Source organism: Chroococcidiopsis sp. CCNUC1, from assembly GCF_023546805.1.
GTDB classification, from domain to species: Bacteria; Cyanobacteriota; Cyanobacteriia; order Cyanobacteriales; family Chroococcidiopsidaceae; genus Chroococcidiopsis; species Chroococcidiopsis thermalis.
On sequence record NZ_CP097480.1, the window covers coordinates 4,749,502 to 4,770,726 of the forward strand.

The following is a 21,225-nucleotide window of genomic DNA, read 5'->3' on the forward strand; positions in this document are numbered from 1 at the left end:
CTAATTTTAGCCTAACTAGAAGCACTTAATACTATTTCTGCCATCATATGCAACATTAATCCGTATTCCAATCCTTCTACAACTGCCTGATAAGAAGCTTCTAAAATATTAGGAGAAACACCAACGGTCGTCCAACGCTGATGACCGTTTTTTGATTCTACTAAGACGCGAGTTTTTGCTGCCGTACCACTGTGTCCGTCTAAAATTCTGACTTTGTAATCGCTTAATTCAAACTGAGCAATTTGTGGATAAAAGTTAACTAAAGCTTTTCTTAACGCCCTGTCTAATGCTGCTACAGGACCATTTCCCTCGGCGGCTTCGAGAATGTCTTGACCGTTGACAGTTAGTTTAACAGTAGCGAGGGCATTAGTATTCGATCGCCCTTCGACTAAATCGCAGTGAACTTGAAAGCCTTTAATTTCAAAAAATTGCTGTCGTTTACCTAAAGCCTCGCGCATGAGGAGATCGAAACTGGCTTCAGCAGCTTCAAATTGATAGCCTTCACTTTCTAATTCTTTCAAGCGTTGCAGAATTTGTCGTGCTGTAGGGTTATGTTTATCTAATTCAATCCCAAAAGTACGGGCTTTAGCGACGACATTGCTAATTCCTGCTTGGTCAGAAATCACGATACGGCGGCGATTGCCAATTTGTTCTGGTTGAATATGTTCGTAGGTAAGGGGATTGCGTTCTACAGCCGAGACATGGATACCCCCCTTATGGGCAAAGGCAGAACGCCCTACAAAAGGTGCGTGTTCGTCAGGGGCAAGGTTGACAACTTCGCTGACAAAACGACTGACTTCAGTTAGTTGAGGCATTTGTGCGTCAGCAAGGCATTGGTATCCGAGTTTGAGCTGTAAGTTAGGGATGAGAGAACAGAGGTTAGCATTACCGCAGCGTTCGCCGTAGCCGTTGATCGTCCCCTGTACCATCTTCGCCCCTTCCATCACAGCGGCGATCGCATTGGCGACAGCTGTATCGGAATCGTTGTGGGTATGGATTCCTATTTGGGGAATGGGTAGGGGCGCACAGCTGTGCGCCCCTACAGAAATAAATGAGGCTACGTCGCGAACAATAGAACTAATTTCATGTGGGAGAGTCCCGCCGTTGGTGTCGCACAGGACGAGCCATTCTGCGCCAGAGGCGATCGCGGCTGCTAGCGTTTTTAAGGCATAATCGCGATTGTGTTTATAGCCATCAAACCAGTGTTCGGCATCGTAAATGACTCGTCGCCCTTGGCTGCGAAGGTAGGCAACTGTATCGCGAATCATCTCTAAATTTTCTTCCAGGCTGCATTTTAGCCCTTCTGTAACGTGGAGATCCCAAGATTTACCAAAAATTGTCACCCAACGAGTTCCAGCAGCCAGAATCGCTTGCAGGAGTGAATCTTCAGCCGCACTAACATGGGGGCGACGGGTAGAACAAAAAGCAACGACTTCGGCTTGTTTGAGGGGCTCTTCCTTCAACTGCCAGAAAAATTGTACGTCTCTAGGATTTGCCCCAGGCCATCCACCTTCAATAAAGGGAACGCCCAATTGGTCGAGTTGGCGGGCAATGCGTAATTTATCCTCTAAGGATACAGACAAGCCTTCACGCTGCGTACCGTCGCGTAGGGTTGTATCGTAAATCCAGATCTGGTTTGGGTTGGAGGCGAGGGGTAATGCTTCGGTCATAGGGAAAGAACAAACACAGGAAAGCTCGAACTCTAGAAAGCGATATTCTGATTTTAGGTAGAACTAGATGGTGGAGTCGCTAGCTAACATGGATATGGTAAAGGTAATTGCTCAAGGTAAAACAATTGAATGCGATCGCGGCGCTAATTTACGACAAGTCTTGCTTAAGCATGACATTGAGTTGTACAACGGTGGCGCTAAAGTTATCAATTGTCACGGTATTGGCAGTTGCGGTACTTGTGCGGTGTTAGTCGAAGGCGAAGTTTCCGAACCAAATTGGCAAGATAAAACCCGTCGCTCCCTTCCTCCCCATTCTCCCACGCGCAACCTAAGGTTAGCGTGCCAGACAAAAGTTTTAGGTGATGTAAAGGTAACAAAATTTGACGGCTTCTGGGGACAAGGTACGGAAACTGTGTGGAATTCGGAATTATAGAAAGTGAAAGCTGAGGGGTTTATTGATGGAGATGATCTGCGTTTTTCCTGTCGATGTGTTATGTAGCGAACTACTATGACAATAGGGATAACATGAGAAGCTATGCACATTTTCCGCTTATCCGCGTGCTAGGATAGTCAACCATAGCTAGGGGTGTCTGGGGAACCAGGCTGAGATAGTCCCTTAGAACCTGAGACTGGGTAATACCAGCGGAGGGAAGCTGTTTATGAGAACTCAAGATATATACAGAATGGCTGGCGAAGCATTGCAGGTAAAAGCGATCGCTCAATTTCTCGCCTCTTGCCTAACTCACAAATGACAAATGACAAATGACAAATGACATTTTAATTATTGGTGGCGGGGTCGTTGGTTTGGCGATCGCCGTTGAGTTAAGATTGCGCGGTGCATCTGTCACTTTACTCTGTCGCGATTTTCATGCTGCGGCAAGTCATGCAGCGGCGGGAATGCTAGCGCCTCAAGCCGAGCAAATCCCTCCAGGGGCAATGTTAGATCTGTGTTTGCGATCGCGATCGCTCTACCCCGAATGGACGCGCAAGCTAGAAGAAATTAGCGGTAAACCAACAGGTTACTGGGCTTGCGGCATTCTCGCGCCTGTTTATGAAGATGTAGGGGCGCACAGCCGTACACTCCTACAAGAAAATAATTCTTCCCCCGCTTACTATCTCGATAAAGAGGCAATCCACCTCTATCAACCAGGATTGAGTGAAGCAGTTGAGGGCGGTTGGTGGTATCCCGAAGATGCTCAAGTCGATAATCGGGCTTTGACTTTGGCTTTATGGTCGGCAGCAGAATCTTTGGGCGTAGATTTGCACGATGGAATTGCTGTTGAAGGCATTTTACAGCATCAAGGGCGAGTTATTGGCGTTCAGACTGCCAGTGGCAACTTCTCAGCCGATCGCTATATCCTGGCATCTGGTGCTTGGTCGTCAGAGTTGTTACCTTTACCCGTGCGTCCGAAAAAAGGGCAAATGCTATCGGTACAAATACCAGATAGCGATCGCGCTGATGCGATGCTCCAGCGGGTTTTGTATGCTTCAGATGTCTACATCGTACCGCGCCGCGAACGCCGCATTATTATTGGTGCTACCAGTGAAGATGTAGGATTTACCCCTTATAATACCCCAGCGGGAATTCAAACTTTACTGCAACGAGCCATTCGGATCTATCCCCAGTTACAAGATTATCCAATTCGCGAATTTTGGTGGGGTTTTCGTCCTGCGACTCCTGACGAACTACCCATTTTAGGAAATAGCCCCTGCTCGAATCTTACCTTAGCCACTGGTCACTATCGCAACGGTATCCTCCTCGCACCCATCACTGCCAAGTTAATTGCTGACTTATGGGAACAAAAATTAGATCCTTTGCTAGAGAGTTTTAGTTATTTACGATTTCTTGGCGAGAGTTGGAAGTCGGGAGTCGGGAGTCGGGAGAAGAGAGCTGAGGGAGCTGAGGGAGACATTGCCTACCAATTACCAACTACCAATTACCAATTACCAATTACCAAAAATTCACAAATGCAAACCTTAGATCTATCACAGCAACAGTCCCTCGATCGCCCTTTAGTGATTGCCGATCGCACTTTTTCTTCCCGCTTGATGACTGGTACTGGTAAGTATCGCAACGTAGAAGAGATGCAGCAAAGCGTGGTTGCTAGCGGTTGTCAAATTGTCACCGTTGCTGTGCGACGAGTGCAAACAAAAGCACCTGGACATGAAAATTTAGCTGAGGCTTTGGATTGGACAAAGCTGTGGATGTTGCCCAATACTGCTGGTTGTCAGACGGCGGAAGAAGCAATTCGCGTTGCTCGTTTGGGGCGCGAGATGGCGAAGGTTTTAGGACAAGAAGATAACAATTTTGTCAAGTTAGAAGTGATTCCCGATCCAAAATATTTGCTGCCCGATCCGATCGGGACTTTACAAGCAGCAGAACAACTGGTGAAGGAAGGGTTTGCTGTATTACCTTACATCAATGCCGATCCAATGCTGGCGAAACGCTTGGAGGAAGTCGGCTGCGTGACTGTGATGCCTTTGGCTTCTCCAATTGGTTCTGGACAAGGATTGAAAACAACGGCAAATATTCAAATCATCATTGAAAATGCTGGCGTACCAGTGGTGGTAGATGCGGGAATTGGCACGCCTAGCGAAGCCGCGCAAGCAATGGAGTTGGGGGCAGATGCTTTACTGATTAACACGGCGATCGCCCAAGCTAAGAACCCTCCTGCTATGGCACGCGGTATGAAACTAGCCACCGAAGCCGGACGACTCGCCTACCTCGCCGGACGAATACCAATTAAAGATTACGCGATCGCTAGTTCCCCTCTTAGCGGCACTGTCACGAGCTAAAGCGGTTGTTTCCCCAACTCCTGTAAGGGCGTACAGCCGTGCGCCCCTACCGACTCCCGTATATGTAAATTTTCTTAACTAAAGTATGAGAGTATTTCTACCATTTTTTGTTACAGTTAAGCAAAGCAAAAATAGAAAGGACTTGATTCATGCCCTATACCACCGAAGAAGGCGGTCGTTTAAATAACTTTGCTGTAGAACCCAAAGTTTACACGGCAGAACCACCAAGCAGTACTCAGAAGCGTAACTATATTATTGGTGGCGTTGCAGGTGCATTTTTGGTTGTGGCTTTAGTATTCGTTGCTGTGGCGGTCTCTAGCGCCAGTTAACATTAAGGGTTTTTGACAATTTAACCATTAGTTTTTCGCCAAATACCCGACGATCGCGATCGCACCTACTATACAAGGTGAGAGATCTAAGCAGTAAAGAAGTATTTGGGCGAAATTTTTGTTTTTGGTTTCAGTATTAGAGTGGGCGTTGCTCACCCTACACCTCTAGCGTTATTTATATTTATTGATTTTTACTCAAAAAACAACAATGCGATCGCTGCTTTTTTACCACTAGTTCAGTCAACAATCGCTATTAATCTCAATTCAAGCAGGCAAACTTTTTGCCTTGCCATTTAACTCACTATCCTTGTCGAGAAGCAGAAATTTAGTTAAATTTCTGCTCTCGACATTACTATTATGTAACTTTGCTGTGAATATCAGTATCTATCTGCGGCATGATTAAATCGTAAGAAGTTCTATTACCAAGTCCAATCTTTTTTTGCGACAATACAAACTCTGCCCCTACGATCGTATCCCCAAGGATAGAAAATGTCGGACAACCTCAGAAGTCAAGTCGTTACCCAAGGCGTACAGCGATCGCCTAACCGTGCTATGTTACGGGCTGTCGGTTTTGGCGATGCAGATTTTACTAAACCCATCGTTGGTATTTCTAACAGTTACAGTACCATTACTCCCTGCAACATGGGAATTAACGAGCTTGCCCAACGTGCTGTAGCCGGAGTGCGTAACTCTGGGGGAATGCCGCAAATGTTCGGTACGATTACCATCAGCGACGGCATTTCGATGGGAACGGAAGGGATGAAATATTCCCTCGTATCGCGGGAAGTGATTGCCGATTCAATTGAAACTGTCTGTAACGGACAGAGTATGGATGGAGTCTTGGCGATCGGCGGTTGCGATAAGAACATGCCAGGGGCGATGATTGCTATGGCGCGGATGAATATCCCAGCAATATTTGTCTATGGTGGAACAATTAAACCCGGACACTACAACGGCAAAGATTTAACAGTTGTCAGTGCATTTGAAGCTGTAGGACAATACAGTGCTGGCAAAATTGACGAAACAGAATTAATCGAAGTCGAACGCCGTGCTTGTCCTGGGGCTGGGTCCTGTGGTGGAATGTATACGGCAAATACAATGTCTTCTGCGTTTGAAGCTATGGGGATGAGCTTGCCCTATTCTTCCACAATGGCAGCGGAGGATGCAGAAAAAGCCGAAAGTACGGAAAAATCAGCTTTTGTTTTAGTTGAAGCCATTCGCAACCAACTTTTACCCCGTCAAATTCTCACTCGTAAGGCGTTTGAAAATGCGATCGCGACGATCATGGCTGTGGGTGGTTCTACCAATTCTGTTTTACACCTGCTGGCGATCGCCCATTCAATAGGAGTAGAACTCACTCTAGATGACTTTGAAACCATTCGCGCCCGCGTTCCAGTCCTATGCGATCTCAAGCCGAGTGGTAGATATGTAGCAACAGATTTACACAAAGTCGGCGGAATTCCCCAAGTGATGAAAATGTTGCTCGTACATGGTTTATTACATGGCGATGCGCTGACAATTACCGGACAAACCATTGCTGAAATTTTAGCTGATGTCCCCGATACTCCACCTACAAACCAAGATGTGATTCGTCCTTGGGAAAATCCCCTTTATGCTGAAGGACACTTAGCTATTTTGAAGGGAAATTTGGCTACAGAAGGTTCGGTAGCAAAAATTACAGGGGTGAAGTTACCAAAAATTTCGGGTCCAGCGCGGGTATTTGAATCCGAGGAAGCCTGTCTAGCGGCAATTTTGGCAAAACAGATCCAAGCAGGTGATGTCATCGTCGTGCGCTACGAGGGACCCAAAGGAGGTCCTGGGATGCGAGAAATGCTAGCCCCTACTTCGGCAATTATCGGCGCTGGCTTGGGAGACTCGGTAGGATTAATCACTGACGGGCGTTTCTCCGGTGGAACATACGGTATGGTCGTCGGTCACGTCGCCCCAGAAGCCGCTGTAGGAGGTGCGATCGCCCTGGTGCAAGAAGGAGATACAATTACCATCGACGCTCGTTCCCGTGCCTTACACCTGCACGTATCGGATGAAGAATTAGCCCAACGTCGCGCTAGCTGGAAACCCCGCCCGCCACGGTATACTACAGGCGTGTTAGCAAAGTATGCCAAGTTAGTATCTTCTAGCAGTCTCGGTGCTGTGACGGATCTGGGTCTGAGTTGATATCGAAGCGAATTCTTAAAGCGGATGGCAGAGGACAAAACCTACGATCGCGGAATGATTACTTGAACTCTGCGATTTGTCCGCTGTCCTTCTAGATTGTCCGAACCGTCTGGATTCACATTTGGTGCAGCAGGTTGGCTCTCGCCATAGCCTTTAGTCCGCAAGCGTTCGGACTCTATGCCTTCCTTGCTAGCAAGCCACTGGGCGATCGCAGCAGCGCGACGCTGGGATAGCTTCATGTTATACGCATCGCTGCCTTTCGAGTCTGTATAACCGTTGACCTGCACCATAACACTACCGGATTGTTGAATCAGGCGAGCTAACTTCTCTAACCTTGGAACAGCATCGGGACGAATATTAGCTTTGTCAAAATCAAACAGCACATCAGCTGGCAGATCGATAATTGTTTCCGACTCTGTAATACGACCATCCAAGTCAGCAACCAGTCCTTCCAGATCGCTAACATCACCTGTTAATTGACTACCGGAATCCGGAAAAGATAAGGCGCGTTCTCGTTCCTGCTTCAACGGCTCCGATTGTACTTGCGCAGTAGCAAACTGCTGTACTTGTTTCGGATTAACTGACTCAGCAGTAGAAGCATCACGAGATTTCTCGATCGGCTCATTGCAACTTGCCAACATCATCGCAGAAACGCTGAAAGCCGCTTGGAGGAGAACGTATTTCATGGTCGTACCGATATACCGTCGTAAGGACCTACATCGGGAATGTTAATCGAAATAGTCTTTGTTCCGGCAGGCGGTGCAGGAAACTTAAACCACGCCACCTTAGACTTTTCGACGCTAGAAAAATTTCCCAAATCCACGATTGTTTTGTCCCTCTTTCCCAACGGCGATGCCAAGTATTGACCGGATTCATCTTTAAGCACGCCATAGCGTTTTGCTGTCGCATCATCAATATAGCTAACTTGCTGAATCGGCATCTCGACATTGCGGGTGTATGCACTGGTTGGGTTGCGATAGAGCAGTTCGACAGTGAGAATTTTTCCAGTGATGCCAGCACGCACGAGGTCAACTTCTAAACCCCCTGGTCCCGATCGCGTCTGGATCGGTTTAGGCTTCGAGTCCTTACTAAGCGTTATTAACAATGTTTTAGCTGACGCTGAAGTTATACTTGCAAGCTGGACACCTGTAGAATTTTCTGGCTCTTGAGCAGCCGCAACACTCGGCTGAGTTGCTCGTGCGTTCAAAGTATCTATTTGACACCCACAAATACTAGTAGAGAATATTAGGCAAGAGACTGAAATAACCTTGCATGTTTTCATAGTAATATTTCCGTTGCCTTAGATATCAATACAATCTACACTGATTCAAGCCATCTAACCGTCGTGTTTAGCGGCGACCAGAAAATTATAAATGAAGCGAGAAAACTTTTACACGTCCGCTATCTACTTGCAAATCCTATTCGAGTAACACTAGAAACATCGAAAAGCTCTGATTGCCACTACAAAGCAATGACCATGCAGAAATCCGTTCCCATTAACTGGACGTTAATTCAACAGCGCCTCACTCCATACTTATTTTTACTACCAGCACTGCTTGTTCTGGGGTTAACGGTCTTTTATCCTGCCCTGCAAGCATTTTACTTGAGCTTTACTCGTTACGAATACGACATAACCCAAGCACCTGAATGGATTGGCTTGGCTAACTTTGAGCGTTTGTGGCAGGATAAAGTCTTTTGGCAAACTTTGGGAAATACAATATTGTATTTGGCGATCGCCGTGCCGATTTTGGTTGCAATTCCTTTGGTTTTGGCGATTTTAGTTAACCAGAAACTACGAGGAATGCACTGGTTTCGCGCTGCCTATTACACGCCTGTGATTATTTCTATGGTCGTAGCAGGGATTGCTTGGCGGTGGTTATATGCTCAGAATGGATTGCTAAATCAATTATTGAAACAAACTGGAATTTTAACTAGTGGTATACCCTGGCTGACTAGTCCCAGATTTGCCCTTTTTAGCGTCATCGCGGTGACAGTGTGGAAAGGACTGGGATACTACATGGTGATTTATTTAGCTGGGTTACAGTCGATTCCAGCAGAATTATACGAAGCTGCTGCGATCGACGGTTCCGATGGCGTGCGCAAACACTGGGATGTTACAGTGCCATTAATGCGACCTTACTTAATGCTAGTAGCTGTCATTTCTGCCATTTCCGCCACCAAGGTTTTTGAAGAAATCTACATCATGACCAAAGGTGGACCCCGCAACAGTTCTAAAACTATTGTTTATTACCTTTACGAACAAGCTTTTGGCAGTAGTTTAGATATTAGCTACGCCTGCACGATCGGTTTGGCAATGTTTTTAATCATCTTGGTTTTGTCAATTTTGAATCTGAAACTGTCGCCAAAGAATTAGCAGTGTAGAGACGTTACATGTAACGTCTCTACTTTTTCTAGCGATTAACTAACGACAAAGGGACTAAAAACAACCCAGAACACCAAGACGATCGCGGCGAGGATGAAACTCGACCTAACATTGAGATTGTGCGATCGATGCGAACCAGCAAACTTCTCCAACTCTGCATCTGAGTGTTGGAAGATTTCTAGTTGTCTCTGGTTTGGTGCAGCACTGGTTAAACTGACAAGTACCAAAATGGCAATAGAAATGACAAACAGCAGAATCGCGAAGTGTAAGAAATTGATTGTGGCATAGGCTACCAAAGGTCGCCAAGTTATCCAACCTGCTTTTACGGCGATTTCGGCGATAAATCGAATTGCACCCAAAATAAAACCAGTAATTAAGGTGTTGAAAGCCGCCCTACCAGTAGCGCGTTTCCACAATATCCCCATCAAGAAGACAGCAGCAATCGGTGGCGAAACGTAGGCTTGTACTGACTGGAGATAGACATAAAGCTGATTGCTCATCAACCCGATAAAGGGGAGCCATAGCAAACCAGTCACTACCAGTAGAATAGTTGAAATCTGTCCGGCTCGCACTAACTCGCGATCGCTTGCCTCTGGTTTCCATTTTTGGTAGAAGTCCATCACAACTAGCGTGGAACTACTATTAAAGACGCTGGAAAGAGAACTCATCAACGCCGCCAGCAACCCAGCTACCACTAATCCTTTAATTCCAGGCGGGAGGAGATTATTCACCATCGTGGCATATATCCGGTCTGGTTCTACATCGGGAAACAGAATTCTCCCGGCGATCCCTGGTAAGACAAGGATAAATACAGGTAGAAGTTTTAAAAATCCAGCAAAAATTGTCGATCGCCTTGCGACTTCAATATTAGGTGCGGCAAGGGTGCGTTGGACGATCATTTGATCTGTACACCAATACCACAAACCTAAGATGGGTGCGCCGAATAAAATTCCCGTCCAAGGAAAATCGGGATGATTGATGTCTTTCCACAAACTAAAGAAGTTGGGATCGACTTTTTGATACAAAGCACCGAAACCACCCACATCAATAATTGCTGTTGCAGTTAAGAAAATTCCGCCGCCAATCAGAATAAATGCTTGGAAGAAATCAGTATAAATTACTGCTCTCAAACCGCCAAAAATTGTATACGCACCCGTAGCCACAATCAAGGCGATCGCACCTAGCCAAATATTCCAGCCTAAAATTGTTTGCAGAACGATCGCCCCTGCATAAACCGCGACGCTAATTTTTGTAAAGACATAAGCAATTAATGAAATTGCGGATAGATAGGTACGGCACTGACGATTAAACCGCCTTTCTAAAAACTCCGGCATTGTAAATACACCAGTGCGGAGATAGAACGGCACGAACAGCCAGCCTAATAGCAATAGCATAAAACAGGCAATCCATTCAAACTGCCCTACTGCTAGACCAGAACTAGCGCCGCTACCTGCTAATCCAATGAAGTGTTCGGCAGAAATATTGCTAGCAAATAGACTCGCACCAATTGCTGCCCAGCCAATACTTCCACCGCCCAAAAAATATGATTTGCTAGTCGCTAAACTTTTCTGACTCGACCAATAACCAATCGCCGCTACACCTACAAAGTAAGCAACGAGAAACACGATATCTATAGCAGCCACCGTCTTCTCCTACAATTTTTAAATTTCTTAACTAAACGTTGAACGAAAAGTTTTGTGAAGAAAAATTAAGAAGTAGGTGCGGGAATGCTCCGAGCGCCTACTTCCTGGTTTTCTCGTAGTTTGTCGATCCCTAGCCGCAAAAAGCTGTAATTTTCAGTGAAAACTAAATTTTGTTTAATTGTTATCAGTCGTGGGTTAGATATTTTCTTAATACCCAAAAACTCCTAATAATTAATCGTAGAAATAATTTGTGCTTTCTAGCAAATTAATTTAGAATTTGTAACCAATTTCTTGAATTTTTCTTAAGTCAATCCAAACTCATCCGTAAGATATATGACTGTAGCTAGATGCTCGATGATATTCTTAATTTATTAAGATGTAATGCTGCTAAAAAACAGCTATTGTTGAGCCTAAAGGTTTTCTCTTTAGACTAAATAAAAGCAGGGTAAAATTTTTTGTAAAAAATAAAGTGAGTGGCAAACGGATGAACAAAAAATTGCCGCACGCTAGATTGTTTCTGGCTGCGAATTTAGTAGCGGCTTTAGTAGGAATGAATGCGGAAACTACCTTAGCATTGCCGCTAGAAAATAGTATGGCTCAAGTTACGTCAGTCTCTCAACTATCAGACGTGCAACCGACAGATTGGGCATTTCAAGCATTGCAATCTTTGGTAGAAAGATATGGTTGTATTGCGGGATATCCCGATGGAACTTATCGAGGAAATCGTGCTTTAACGAGATATGAGTTTGCAGCAGGATTGAATGCTTGTTTAGATCGAGTCAACGAACTAATTGCTACAGCTAGTGCAGATGTAGTGACGAAAGAAGACTTAGCAACATTACAACGTTTGCAAACAGAATTTAGTACAGAACTGGCAACTCTGCGCGGTCGAGTTGATAGTTTGGAAGCACAAACAGCAGAATTAGAAGCAAATCAGTTTTCGACAACGACAAAACTTAATGTCAGTTTAATTACAGCAATTACAGATACATTTGGCGATCGCATAGCTGGAGATGAGGACGATTCTAATACGATATTCGGCTATCGTTCGCGGATGAATTTTGAAACGAGTTTTACCGGACGAGATTTACTACGGACTCGTTTGGAATTTGGTAACTTTGGCGATCTGGAAGACGTGTCGGGTACGAACATGACACGGCTTAACTTTGATACAAATACTGAGAACGATGTAACTGTACCGCACTTGTTATATCGTTTCCCCGTGGGTTCCAACCTCACCTTTACTGTAGGTCCCGCCGGAGTTGGTTACACCGATATTACAGATACTCTGACTCCTCCCAGCATTGCCGATGATAGCCGAGGTATTCCCTCTCTGTTTGGCGAATACAGTCCCCTGTATCGTCGCGGTGGTGGTGGTGCGGCGGTGAATTGGGAGATTGCCGAGAGTTTAACTTTGACTCTAGGATATTTAGCTGGTAGTCCCAGCGATCCTGACGATGGTGCTGGTTTATTTAACGGTACGTATCACGCCTTAGCACAACTTGCTGTAGATGGTGATTGGGGTGCGGCTGGAATTGCTTACTCGCGCAGTTATAATCCGGCGGGAGTAGTCGATATTACGGGTAGTACGGGGAGTTTGTTGGCTAGCGAACCATTTGGAGACGATATTGCGACATCCGCAGACATCTTTGCTTTTCAAGGGTTTTATCGCTTTTCACCCAAGTTTCAATTACATGGTTGGGTAGGTTACATCAGTGCGAGTGCTAATGGTTCGGGTTTGAGTGCGATCGCCGATGGTAGTGGAGGAACTATTGCTAGTACTGTTGAAGATGGGGATAGTGCAGATCTTTGGTATGGTGCTGTGGGTTTAACTTTCCCAGATGTGGGGGGTGAAGGTAATTTACCGGGGATTTTGGTTGGTTTACCTCCTAGAGTGACAGATAGCGACGTGCGCGATGAAGATGACACTTCATATCATGTTGAGGCTTTTTACCGTTTTCAAGTTAACGATTATATTTCTGTGACTCCGGGTTTTTGGGTAGTATTTAATCCTGAAAATAACAGCGATAATAGCAATCAATATGTTGGGGTAATTCGGACGAGTTTTAATTTTTAATCCCAATTTGCTGTTTGACTACGCCGCAGAAGATCCCCCCAACCCCCCTTAAAAAGGGGGGCTATATGAACCCTTCCTTTGAATATGATATGGTGATAAAGAATTTTTGATAGATTAAAATTGTCACGCAAAGACGCAAAGGCGCTAAGAGAAATCTTGGTGTCTTTGCGTTTTTGCATGTTAATTGTTAGTGGCTATTTATTTTGTGGGAATACTGGATAGAGGTGCGATCGCATCTTCAATATTTTATTTTAGTGTGAGTTATGGCAAAAGGGGATCATATCTACATTAATTGTGGTAATTATACTCATCATGGAATTGATTGCGGTGATGGCACAGCTATTCACTACATAGGTGAATCGATGCAAGGTGTCATTTCTCGTACTTCTATGGATGCTTTTACTTCTGGAAAGCAATTATTTACTAGGCAATACGAGATTTGCGATTTGCCAGAAATTATAATTCAACGAGCTGAAAGCCGATTAGGTGAAGATAGATACAATCTTCTCTTTAACAACTGCGAACACTTTTCTAGTTGGTGTAAAACTGGCAAACATGAAAGCGAACAGGTAAATAGCGCTGTAGCTATTGCAGTTGACATTCTGAAATTTGGAGTTTCATTTATGAATAATCAGACTATGAATACAGTAAATGCAACATTTGTAATTCCTGAAGAAATTGCTTTTGGGGTAAATGATGGAACTTTAGAGCGGGTTGGAGGTATTATTCGTGATACTCAAACTAAGCAAGTTGTTGCTTGGCTACGCGAATCAGTTTCAGAATTTTCAGGATCTTTACCGCTAGGTTCTGTGGCTAGTATCCTAAGTTTAGGAGTGTCTACACTCAACTTAGCAATTTCAGTCATGGGATTTACTATGGTAGCAAATCGTTTGAACGAAATTGAAAAAAAATTGCAGCAAACACAAGAAATATTATTAAAGTCAAATCAAGAACTTGCGAGTAAAATCGATCTCTCATTCTACGCAAATTTTTATGCAGCACTAAATTTAGCAGATAGTGCTTTTACCATGAGTAATCCTGACAACCGAAGAATTAGTGCAATGCAAGCTATTAATCGATTTTTAGAAGCTGAGAAACATTATAGTTTCTATGCTATGAATGCGATTGAGCAAAGTCTTAGAGTTGCCGAACAATACCTTTTAACTTTATCTTTTACTTATATTGCAGAGGCACGTTGCTATCTTGAGCTTGAAGAACCAATAGTAGCACAAATGCGATTACAGAAAGGTTTAGACACTTTGCGTCCGTTGGTTGAAAAATATGTTAATACTTTACTAACATCTAATCCAGCAGCTTATTTACATCCTAGTTTGAGCGATCGCATCACTTTACGCAAACTAACAGCAGTTTATCAATGGTTAGATCCTATCAAGAATGAAAATACAGTATTTCAATCTCAGCGTGAAAACTTTTTCAAAATAGCACAAAGTTCTGATTCTTGGGTGAAATCTCTCCCTGATGCTGTTTTGGCATATGTAGAGGATAAGAGTGTTCCTAAGATTTATACAGACTTACCTAAAGTTATGAACAGAATTGAAGCTATGCTCGAAACATACAATCGAATTAAAGCATACCAGTCAGAAGTAAAAGCGATCGCGCAACTTGGAATTAGCTTTCAAGATTGGCTGAAATTAGCACCTGCTGAGGCGAAACCAGAAAAAGCAGAATTAATGTATATTATTCCATCTGCTCCACTTTAATCCACCTACTCATAGCCCCCCTTAAAAAGGGGGGTTGGGGGGATCTCGCGGATCTAAAATCTCTCAACTGAGGCAAACTCTTTAATATCAGTCATCTTGGCTGCTTCCCCACAGGTGCGTGGAGTCGGAAAGATCTTGCCGGGATTAGCTAAACCTTTGGGGTTAATCGCCTCCCTGACATATTGCATCGTCTCCAAATCTGCTTCAGAAAACATCTCGGGCATAAAACATTTTTTATCTGCACCAATGCCGTGTTCGCCGGAAATACTACCACCCACTTTAACGCAGAGTTTCAGAATTTCTCCCCCTAATTCTTCTACCTGATGCAATGCCCCTGGTACGGAATTATCGTACAAAATTAATGGGTGAAGATTCCCATCACCCGCATGAAATACGTTCGCAATTTGATAGCCATATTGCTGACTCAAATTTTCAATTTCTTGTAAAACGTAGGGCAATTGAGTACGCGGAATCACCCCATCTTGAACGTAGTAATCGGGGCTGAGATGTCCGGCAGCGGCAAATGCTGCTTTGCGTCCTTTCCATAATTTGAGGCGCGTTTCAGGATCGCTAGCCGTAGTAATTCCCCTTGCACCATTTTTCAAACAAATATCGCTAATCAGCTGTTTAGTTTCTGCGACTTCTACAGCTATGCCGTCAATTTCTACTAACAAGATTGCCGTAGCATCTCTGGGATAACAACCCGTGGCAACAACATCTTCTACAGCATTGATGCTGAGGTTATCCATCATTTCCATCCCAGCCGGAATAATTCCCGCACTGATGATGTCTGAAACCGCTGCCCCTGCTGCTTCTACGCTGGTAAAGTCGGCAAGCAAGACGCAAATTGATTCGGCTGATTTGAGAATCCGTAGCGTAATTTCGGTAGCAATTCCCAACGTACCTTCAGAACCGACAAATACGCCTGTAAGATCGTAACCCGGCATTTCTGGTACTTGTCCGCCCAAATCGACAATTGAACCATCGGGAGTGACGACTTTTAAGCCTAATACGTGGTTGGTAGTGACACCGTATTTAAGACAATGTACCCCACCGGAATTCTCAGCAACATTCCCGCCCACCGAACAGATAATTTGACTGGAAGGATCGGGGGCGTAGTAAAATCCATCACCACTGACTGCTTGCGTCACCCAGTTGTTAATCACCCCTGGCTGTACCACAACTTGCTGATTTTCCAAATCTACGCTGAGGACTTGCCGCATCATCGAGGTGACGATTAACACGCAGTCTTCTATTGGTAATGCCCCACCAGATAAGCCAGTACCAGAACCACGGGCAATGAAAGGAATATTGTGGCGATCGCAAATCTTTACAACTTCTGCTACTTGTTCTGTCGTTCTTGGCAACACGACAACTGCGGGGCGCTGGCGATAACTGGTTAGTCCGTCGCACTCATAAGTAATTAATTCCTCCCGACGCTGTACCACGCCATTTTTGCCTAAGACTGCTTCAAATTTTTTAATAATTGTCTTCCAGTCACGCTGCTGCTTGTCTTGGATTAGCATAGGGAATTCTCGCAAATTAAATTTATTTTTAAAACTGCTGGATACTGCAACTTAAAGATTGAAACTTCAGTGATGGCGGATAAAAAGTATCGCTATGTTACTTAATTTGGATTGACTCCCTGCGATCGCCCTCTCCAATATTGTTACAGAAACTACAACCCTTGAAATTATCTAAATTCATCTTTGTTACAATTTTTTTTGTAACTTCGACTACTTTTCTATTCTCACTTGCCAAGAGCTTATTGACAAGCGAAGCAAAAGTCAAAAGTCAAAAGTCAAAAGTCAAAATTGAGGAGTCAGAAGTCATAGGGGCGATCCTTAGCAAATAAGCTGGCAAATGGGGCTAGAAATCTCAGTCAAAATCCGCCCGTACAAGAGTCAGAAGTATTCCACGCACCAAACACCAAATCGCTACTCACTCATGACCAATTAAGCCAGAAGTCAGAATAACGGGGTGTGTGGGTATTTGTGGATTTTGCAGATAGTCAAATATCATTTCATCGTTAAATTCAACAATATCGATAGTTGAGTGAGAGATGAATTTATGAGCAAATCATGCAATTTTTAATTATCTGTACGGAATATATTTAGACGGATTTATGAAGAACAATACATTAGTAGGGGCGCACATCTGTGCGCCCCTACCGATCGCGTATTGCATCTCAATGAAAACTATCATTGGTTAAATGTGTTAATATTTCCGGCTGAATGTTTCATCCAAAGATTGTATGTCTTTGCGCTACAAATATCTCACATTCTTGATGTTAGCGATCGCCTTGTTGCCGTTGACACGGTAATCGAGACATTAATTGAGAGGAAAAACGGGTTGGGGATGGGACTTTACACCCCAGGTAGGTTGGTATGTAGGCTATTTAAAACGAGACGATCGCGTTTACTTTTTTGCTTTGAATATGGATATTAACAAACCAGAGGATGCCAGAGCAAGGATTGCAATTACTAAAAATATCCTGCGTAGTATGGGTTTACTTTGAACAGTTATCAGTTATCAGTTGACAGGGAACAGGGAACAGGGAATAGTAACCTCTTACCACGCACTTTGTAGAGACGTTACATGTAACGTCTCTACACTACGAACCGACTCCCGACTCCCGACTCCCATTAGAAACTGTAGCCAATTGAATAATCTATGCTAACCTGTTGGGCATCCTGACTTTGATACACTTGTTCCTCACACTCCTCTACTGACCAGCCTACATGGTTCATGTCAAGCGCGTAGAACTCACGAACTTCAAGTCCTTTGGTGGCACGACGAAAATTCCTTTGCTACCAGGATTTACAGTCGTTTCAGGTCCCAACGGTTCCGGTAAATCTAATATTCTCGATGCTCTCCTGTTTTGCCTCGGTCTAGCAAGTTCTCGGGGAATGCGGGCGGAACGCCTACCCGATCTTGTCAACCACGACAAAGCCACACGCGGAAAATCGGCAGTAGAAACGCTAGTGACGGTGACTTTCGATTTAGAGGGAGCAGGGACGAGCTGGGAGCAGGAAGCAGAGGGGACAAAGGTTAATGGAAATGGGAATGGGTATTATGTTGAAGAGTTAGAGGACAAGGGAGACAAGGAAGACACGGTAGACACGGGGGAAGAAGAACCCCTCACTCCTCACTCCTCACTCCTCACCCCTCATGAATTAACAATTACGCGCCGCTTACGAGTCACTCAACAGGGTTCGTATACGTCAACTTATTACATTAATGGTTCTACCTGTACTCAAACTGAGTTGCACGAACAACTAAGTCAGATCCGCATTTATCCTGAAGGCTACAACGTCGTGCTGCAAGGGGACGTGACGAGTATTATTTCCATGCACTCGCGAGAACGGCGGGAGATTATTGACGAACTAGCAGGGGTAGCGAATTACGATCGCAAAATTATCCAAGCAAAAGAAACCTTAAATGAAGTTAAAGACAGGGAAGACCGCTATCGCATCGTTGAAACTGAATTAATTACTCAACGCGATCGCCTGTCTCACGATCGCATCCAAGCTGAGAAATATCAAAAGCTGAGAATAGAATATCAGCAAAAGCAGCAGTGGGAAATTGTTTTAGTTTGGCGATCGCTGCAACAGCAACAAGAAAAGTTGGTGGCGGAAATTCAAACGGGCGATCGAACGCTGGCTGAATTAACGACTCAACTTACTACCCTCAACACCCAAATTCAGCAGGTAACGGCAGAATTAGACGCACTCAACGCACGAGTGAAGACTTTGGGGGAAGAAGAACTCTTATCTCTGCAATCAACTCTAGCCACCCAGGAAGCCGAACGGCGACAGTTACAAAATCGCCAAAGAGACTTGACAAATGCTTATGAAAATGCCGGAAATGCTTACACGCAACAACAGTTAGAAATTCAACAACACCAAAATTCTCTGGTGCGGTTGCAACAACAGCAGCAAGAAATCGTTGCTCAACTTTCTAGCCTGCGTCAACAACGGGATGAGGCGCAACAAACCTTAGAACAAAGTCGTACAGAAGCTAGTGCAGTCGCTGATGCTTCTGATGCTTGGGTGCAACAACAAGCTGCCCTCAGCCGCCAAGTTGAATCTCTGCTGCAAACTGTAGAACCCCAGCGCACCGAACAAGCGCAATTAAAAGAGCGATCGCATCAATTAGAAAAGCAAATTCAAGAGCAGACTGGGTTAATTCAAACTTTAGAGCCAGAACTGGCGACAAAGCAAACACAATTAACCGAAATAGAAACTCAATTATCGAGTCAAATTGAGCAAATTCAATCTTTAGCCCAATCTTTAGCTGCGGCTGAAGCTGAGTTACAAATTCAACAGCAAACTCAAAATCGCTTACTCCAAGAACAAAGAGATAAACAGCGCCAATTGGATAAGTTGGAGGCGCAGTCTCAAGCCTTGCAGGAAACTCAAGGCACTTTTGCCACAAAAATTTTGCTGCAATCAGGTTTAAGCGGGATTTGTGGTTTGGTAGCCCAACTCGGGAAAGTCGAACCTCGGTATCAACTAGCTTTAGAAATTGCAGCGGGGGCGCGGTTGGGACAATTGGTGGTAGAGGATGATGGCGTGGCGGCTTCGGGGATTGAGATCCTGAAGCAAAAACGAGGGGGGAGGGTGACGTTTTTACCCCTAAATAAAATTCAAGCCCCGCGATTTTCCCCGGCTTCGGGGTTGCGTTATGCCAATGGTTATATCGACTATGCAATTAATTTAATCGAATGCGATCGCCGCTATCAAGATATTTTTGGTTATGTTTTCGGTAGCACAGTTGTTTTTGCTGATTTGCAATCAGCGCGTTCTCATTTAGGACAATATCGGATCGTCACCTTAGCAGGAGAATTGTTAGAAACTAGTGGGGCGATGACTGGGGGTAGTATCAGCCAGCAAAATTCAAGTTTGCATTTCGGTACAAGCGATGCTACTGAATCTCAGGAAGTTATAGAGTTAAGAAATCGCTTGCAAGAAATCGATCGCATTTTAGCTCGGTGTGGTGAATCGATTGGTAATTTGGCAGCTAAAACTAAAAATCTATCTCAAGAATTAACCGAAGCGAAGACCAAACAAAGAGAAAATAATCTCCTGAAGGATCAATTACAAAAAGAAATTCGCAAGCTAATTCAACAAGTGGAAACTGGGCAATCGCAACTGGCTCAGAACACAAAACAACTATCTACGGTACAAGCTAGATTAGAGACTTTAGAACGAGATTTACCCGCACAAGAAGAACAATTACAACAATTGCGTCAAGCTTTAGTGGAGTTAGAGCAATCTCAAACTAACAGTCAATGGCAGCAAATTCAAGCCGCAATTAGACAGCAAGAACAGGAATTACAAACTAGAATCGAGATAGTTCGTAACGCCGAACAGCAATTGAAAGACATAGAAAATCAAACTCAAAGATTGCACGAGAAAATTCAAGAATGCGAAGTGCGATCGCGAGAATACCAACAACAGCAACAAGAAAATCAGTCGCAGCAAGCGGCTGTCAATGCTCAATTACAGGAAATTGGCGAACATTTAAAGCAGATCCATACATCCTTGAAAGAAATCGAACAGCGGATGACGGCGGAAAGACAAGCACGCGATCGCGCCGAACAACAGCTGCGAGAATTGCATTTAGATCGACAACAGGTAGAATGGCAACAGCAAAAGTTGCAAGAAACGCAAACATCGCGGCGAGAAGATTTAGTTAACTTACAAGCACAGATTCAAATCCAAGCCGCAGAAATGCCCGATCCCCTACCAGAAGTACCAGATAAGGTAGATTTGGAACAATTGCAGAAAGAATTGCGATCGCTTGTGAAGCGGATGGAAGCGATGGAACCTGTCAATATGTTGGCGTTAGAAGAATACGAACGCACCAACGCACGATTAGAAGAATTGAGTCAAAAATTATTGACCCTAGAAGCCGAACGGACTGAATTGTTATTGCGGATTGAAAACTTTACGACTTTGCGTCAACGAGCGTTTCAAGAAGCCTTTGATGCGGTGAATGAAAACTTTCAATCTATTTTCGCTACTTTATCGGATGGGGATGGATTTTTGCAACTCGATAATCCAGAAGATCCATTTACCAGTGGACTTAATTTAGTTGCACATCCCAAAGGTAAACCCGTGCAGCGTCTCGCTTCTATGTCGGGGGGAGAAAAATCACTCACGGCGCTGAGTTTTATCTTTGCCCTACAACGGTATCGCCCATCACCTTTTTACGCCTTTGATGAGGTAGATATGTTCCTAGACGGGGCAAATGTGGAACGATTAGCTAGAATGATCGAACAACAGGCTAAACAAGCACAGTTTATTGTCGTGAGTCTGCGCCGACCCATGATAGAATCAGCCGAACGTACAATAGGAGTGACCCAAGCGCGAGGAGCTTATACGCAAGTTTTAGGCATAAAATTGTAACCCTAAGACAACTTTGGT

13 protein-coding genes, 2 pseudogenes and 1 riboswitch are annotated in these 21,225 nt (G+C 44.4%); of the genes and pseudogenes, 10 read left to right on the forward strand and 5 right to left on the reverse strand.

The features are described from left to right. Positions 1-11: 11 nt before the first annotated feature. Positions 12-1,670: a citramalate synthase gene (gene cimA / locus M5J74_RS21850; RefSeq protein WP_250013144.1), complete on the reverse strand. Its 1,659-nt coding sequence runs from the start codon at positions 1,668-1,670 to the stop codon at positions 12-14. Positions 1,671-1,764: 94 nt separating this feature from the next. On the opposite strand from cimA, the gene M5J74_RS21855 reads away from it, so the two are divergent. From M5J74_RS21855 to ilvD, 5 genes and pseudogenes are all read left to right on the forward strand, one after another. Further along, positions 1,765-2,103 carry a 2Fe-2S iron-sulfur cluster-binding protein gene (locus tag M5J74_RS21855; RefSeq protein WP_106168436.1) on the forward strand — a complete coding sequence of 113 codons (339 nt, stop codon included), beginning with the start codon at positions 1,765-1,767 and terminating at the stop codon, positions 2,101-2,103. Between the two features lie 139 nt (positions 2,104-2,242). Further along, a riboswitch (TPP riboswitch) is annotated at positions 2,243-2,338 on the forward strand. A gap of 94 nt (positions 2,339-2,432) precedes the next feature. Continuing rightward, positions 2,433-3,522 (forward strand): annotated as a pseudogene (thiO, locus tag M5J74_RS33605) (glycine oxidase ThiO); the annotation flags it as partial. 152 nt (positions 3,523-3,674) lie between these two features. Continuing rightward, positions 3,675-4,466 (forward strand): annotated as a pseudogene (locus M5J74_RS33610) (thiazole synthase); the annotation flags it as partial. A gap of 149 nt (positions 4,467-4,615) precedes the next feature. Then, positions 4,616-4,795: a photosystem II assembly protein Psb34 gene (gene psb34, locus M5J74_RS21870; RefSeq protein WP_015156128.1), complete on the forward strand. Its 180-nt coding sequence runs from the start codon at positions 4,616-4,618 to the stop codon at positions 4,793-4,795. 489 nt (positions 4,796-5,284) lie between these two features. Continuing rightward, positions 5,285-6,970 (forward strand): dihydroxy-acid dehydratase, encoded by a 1,686-nt coding sequence (ilvD, locus tag M5J74_RS21875; protein ID WP_250013146.1) that lies wholly within the window; start codon positions 5,285-5,287, stop codon positions 6,968-6,970. Positions 6,971-7,011: 41 nt separating this feature from the next. Here ilvD and M5J74_RS21880 read toward each other — a convergent pair whose 3' ends face one another. Together M5J74_RS21880 and M5J74_RS21885 are read right to left on the reverse strand one after the other, a co-directional pair. Then, on the reverse strand, positions 7,012-7,656 hold the full coding sequence (locus M5J74_RS21880) for an OmpA family protein (RefSeq protein ID WP_250013148.1): 645 nt from the start codon (positions 7,654-7,656) through the stop codon (positions 7,012-7,014). After that, complete coding sequence (locus tag M5J74_RS21885; RefSeq protein WP_041462559.1) at positions 7,653-8,177, reverse strand: hypothetical protein; 525 nt, start codon at positions 8,175-8,177, stop codon at positions 7,653-7,655. The genes M5J74_RS21880 and M5J74_RS21885 overlap by 4 nt, the downstream gene beginning before the upstream one ends. 264 nt (positions 8,178-8,441) lie before the next feature. Here M5J74_RS21885 and M5J74_RS21890 point away from each other — a divergent pair, with 264 nt between their 5' ends. After that, positions 8,442-9,344: a carbohydrate ABC transporter permease gene (locus tag M5J74_RS21890; RefSeq protein ID WP_199755488.1), complete on the forward strand. Its 903-nt coding sequence runs from the start codon at positions 8,442-8,444 to the stop codon at positions 9,342-9,344. A gap of 44 nt (positions 9,345-9,388) precedes the next feature. Here the strand turns inward: M5J74_RS21890 and M5J74_RS21895 are convergent, their stop codons facing one another. Continuing rightward, the gene (locus tag M5J74_RS21895; protein ID WP_015156133.1) at positions 9,389-10,996 is read right to left on the reverse strand and encodes a sodium:solute symporter; all 1,608 of its coding nucleotides are present in this window, start codon (positions 10,994-10,996) and stop codon (positions 9,389-9,391) included. Between the two features lie 484 nt (positions 10,997-11,480). Here M5J74_RS21895 and M5J74_RS21900 point away from each other — a divergent pair, with 484 nt between their 5' ends. Together M5J74_RS21900 and M5J74_RS21905 are read left to right on the forward strand one after the other, a co-directional pair. After that, the gene (locus tag M5J74_RS21900) at positions 11,481-13,073 is read left to right on the forward strand and encodes an iron uptake porin (protein WP_250013150.1); all 1,593 of its coding nucleotides are present in this window, start codon (positions 11,481-11,483) and stop codon (positions 13,071-13,073) included. 263 nt (positions 13,074-13,336) lie between these two features. Beyond that, a complete protein-coding gene (locus M5J74_RS21905) occupies positions 13,337-14,794 on the forward strand; it encodes a lecithin retinol acyltransferase family protein (protein WP_250013152.1) in 1,458 nt (485 codons plus the stop codon). Positions 14,795-14,847: 53 nt separating this feature from the next. Here the strand turns inward: M5J74_RS21905 and glcD are convergent, their stop codons facing one another. Next, positions 14,848-16,320, reverse strand: a complete 1,473-nt coding sequence (gene glcD, locus M5J74_RS21910; RefSeq protein ID WP_015156136.1) for a glycolate oxidase subunit GlcD — start codon at positions 16,318-16,320, stop codon at positions 14,848-14,850. A gap of 809 nt (positions 16,321-17,129) precedes the next feature. Between glcD and M5J74_RS21915 the strand changes: the two genes are divergently transcribed. Both M5J74_RS21915 and smc read left to right on the forward strand, forming a co-directional pair. Continuing rightward, positions 17,130-17,312 (forward strand): penicillin-binding transpeptidase domain-containing protein, encoded by a 183-nt coding sequence (locus M5J74_RS21915; RefSeq protein WP_250013154.1) that lies wholly within the window; start codon positions 17,130-17,132, stop codon positions 17,310-17,312. A gap of 223 nt (positions 17,313-17,535) precedes the next feature. After that, positions 17,536-21,207: a chromosome segregation protein SMC gene (smc, locus tag M5J74_RS21920; RefSeq protein WP_250013155.1), complete on the forward strand. Its 3,672-nt coding sequence runs from the start codon at positions 17,536-17,538 to the stop codon at positions 21,205-21,207. Positions 21,208-21,225 lie beyond the last annotated feature (18 nt).

Coding starts and splice junctions, on each gene's coding strand:
- cimA (WP_250013144.1), bottom strand. CDS start 1,670: ATGACCGAAGCATTACCCCTCGCCTCCAACCCAAACCAGATCTGGATT.
- M5J74_RS21900 (WP_250013150.1), top strand. CDS start 11,481: ATGAACAAAAAATTGCCGCACGCTAGATTGTTTCTGGCTGCGAATTTA.
- smc (WP_250013155.1), top strand. CDS start 17,536: ATGGTTCATGTCAAGCGCGTAGAACTCACGAACTTCAAGTCCTTTGGT.
- M5J74_RS21905 (WP_250013152.1), top strand. CDS start 13,337: ATGGCAAAAGGGGATCATATCTACATTAATTGTGGTAATTATACTCAT.
- M5J74_RS21855 (WP_106168436.1), top strand. CDS start 1,765: ATGGTAAAGGTAATTGCTCAAGGTAAAACAATTGAATGCGATCGCGGC.
- ilvD (WP_250013146.1), top strand. CDS start 5,285: ATGTCGGACAACCTCAGAAGTCAAGTCGTTACCCAAGGCGTACAGCGA.
- M5J74_RS21890 (WP_199755488.1), top strand. CDS start 8,442: ATGACCATGCAGAAATCCGTTCCCATTAACTGGACGTTAATTCAACAG.
- glcD (WP_015156136.1), bottom strand. CDS start 16,320: ATGCTAATCCAAGACAAGCAGCAGCGTGACTGGAAGACAATTATTAAA.
- M5J74_RS21880 (WP_250013148.1), bottom strand. CDS start 7,656: ATGAAATACGTTCTCCTCCAAGCGGCTTTCAGCGTTTCTGCGATGATG.
- psb34 (WP_015156128.1), top strand. CDS start 4,616: ATGCCCTATACCACCGAAGAAGGCGGTCGTTTAAATAACTTTGCTGTA.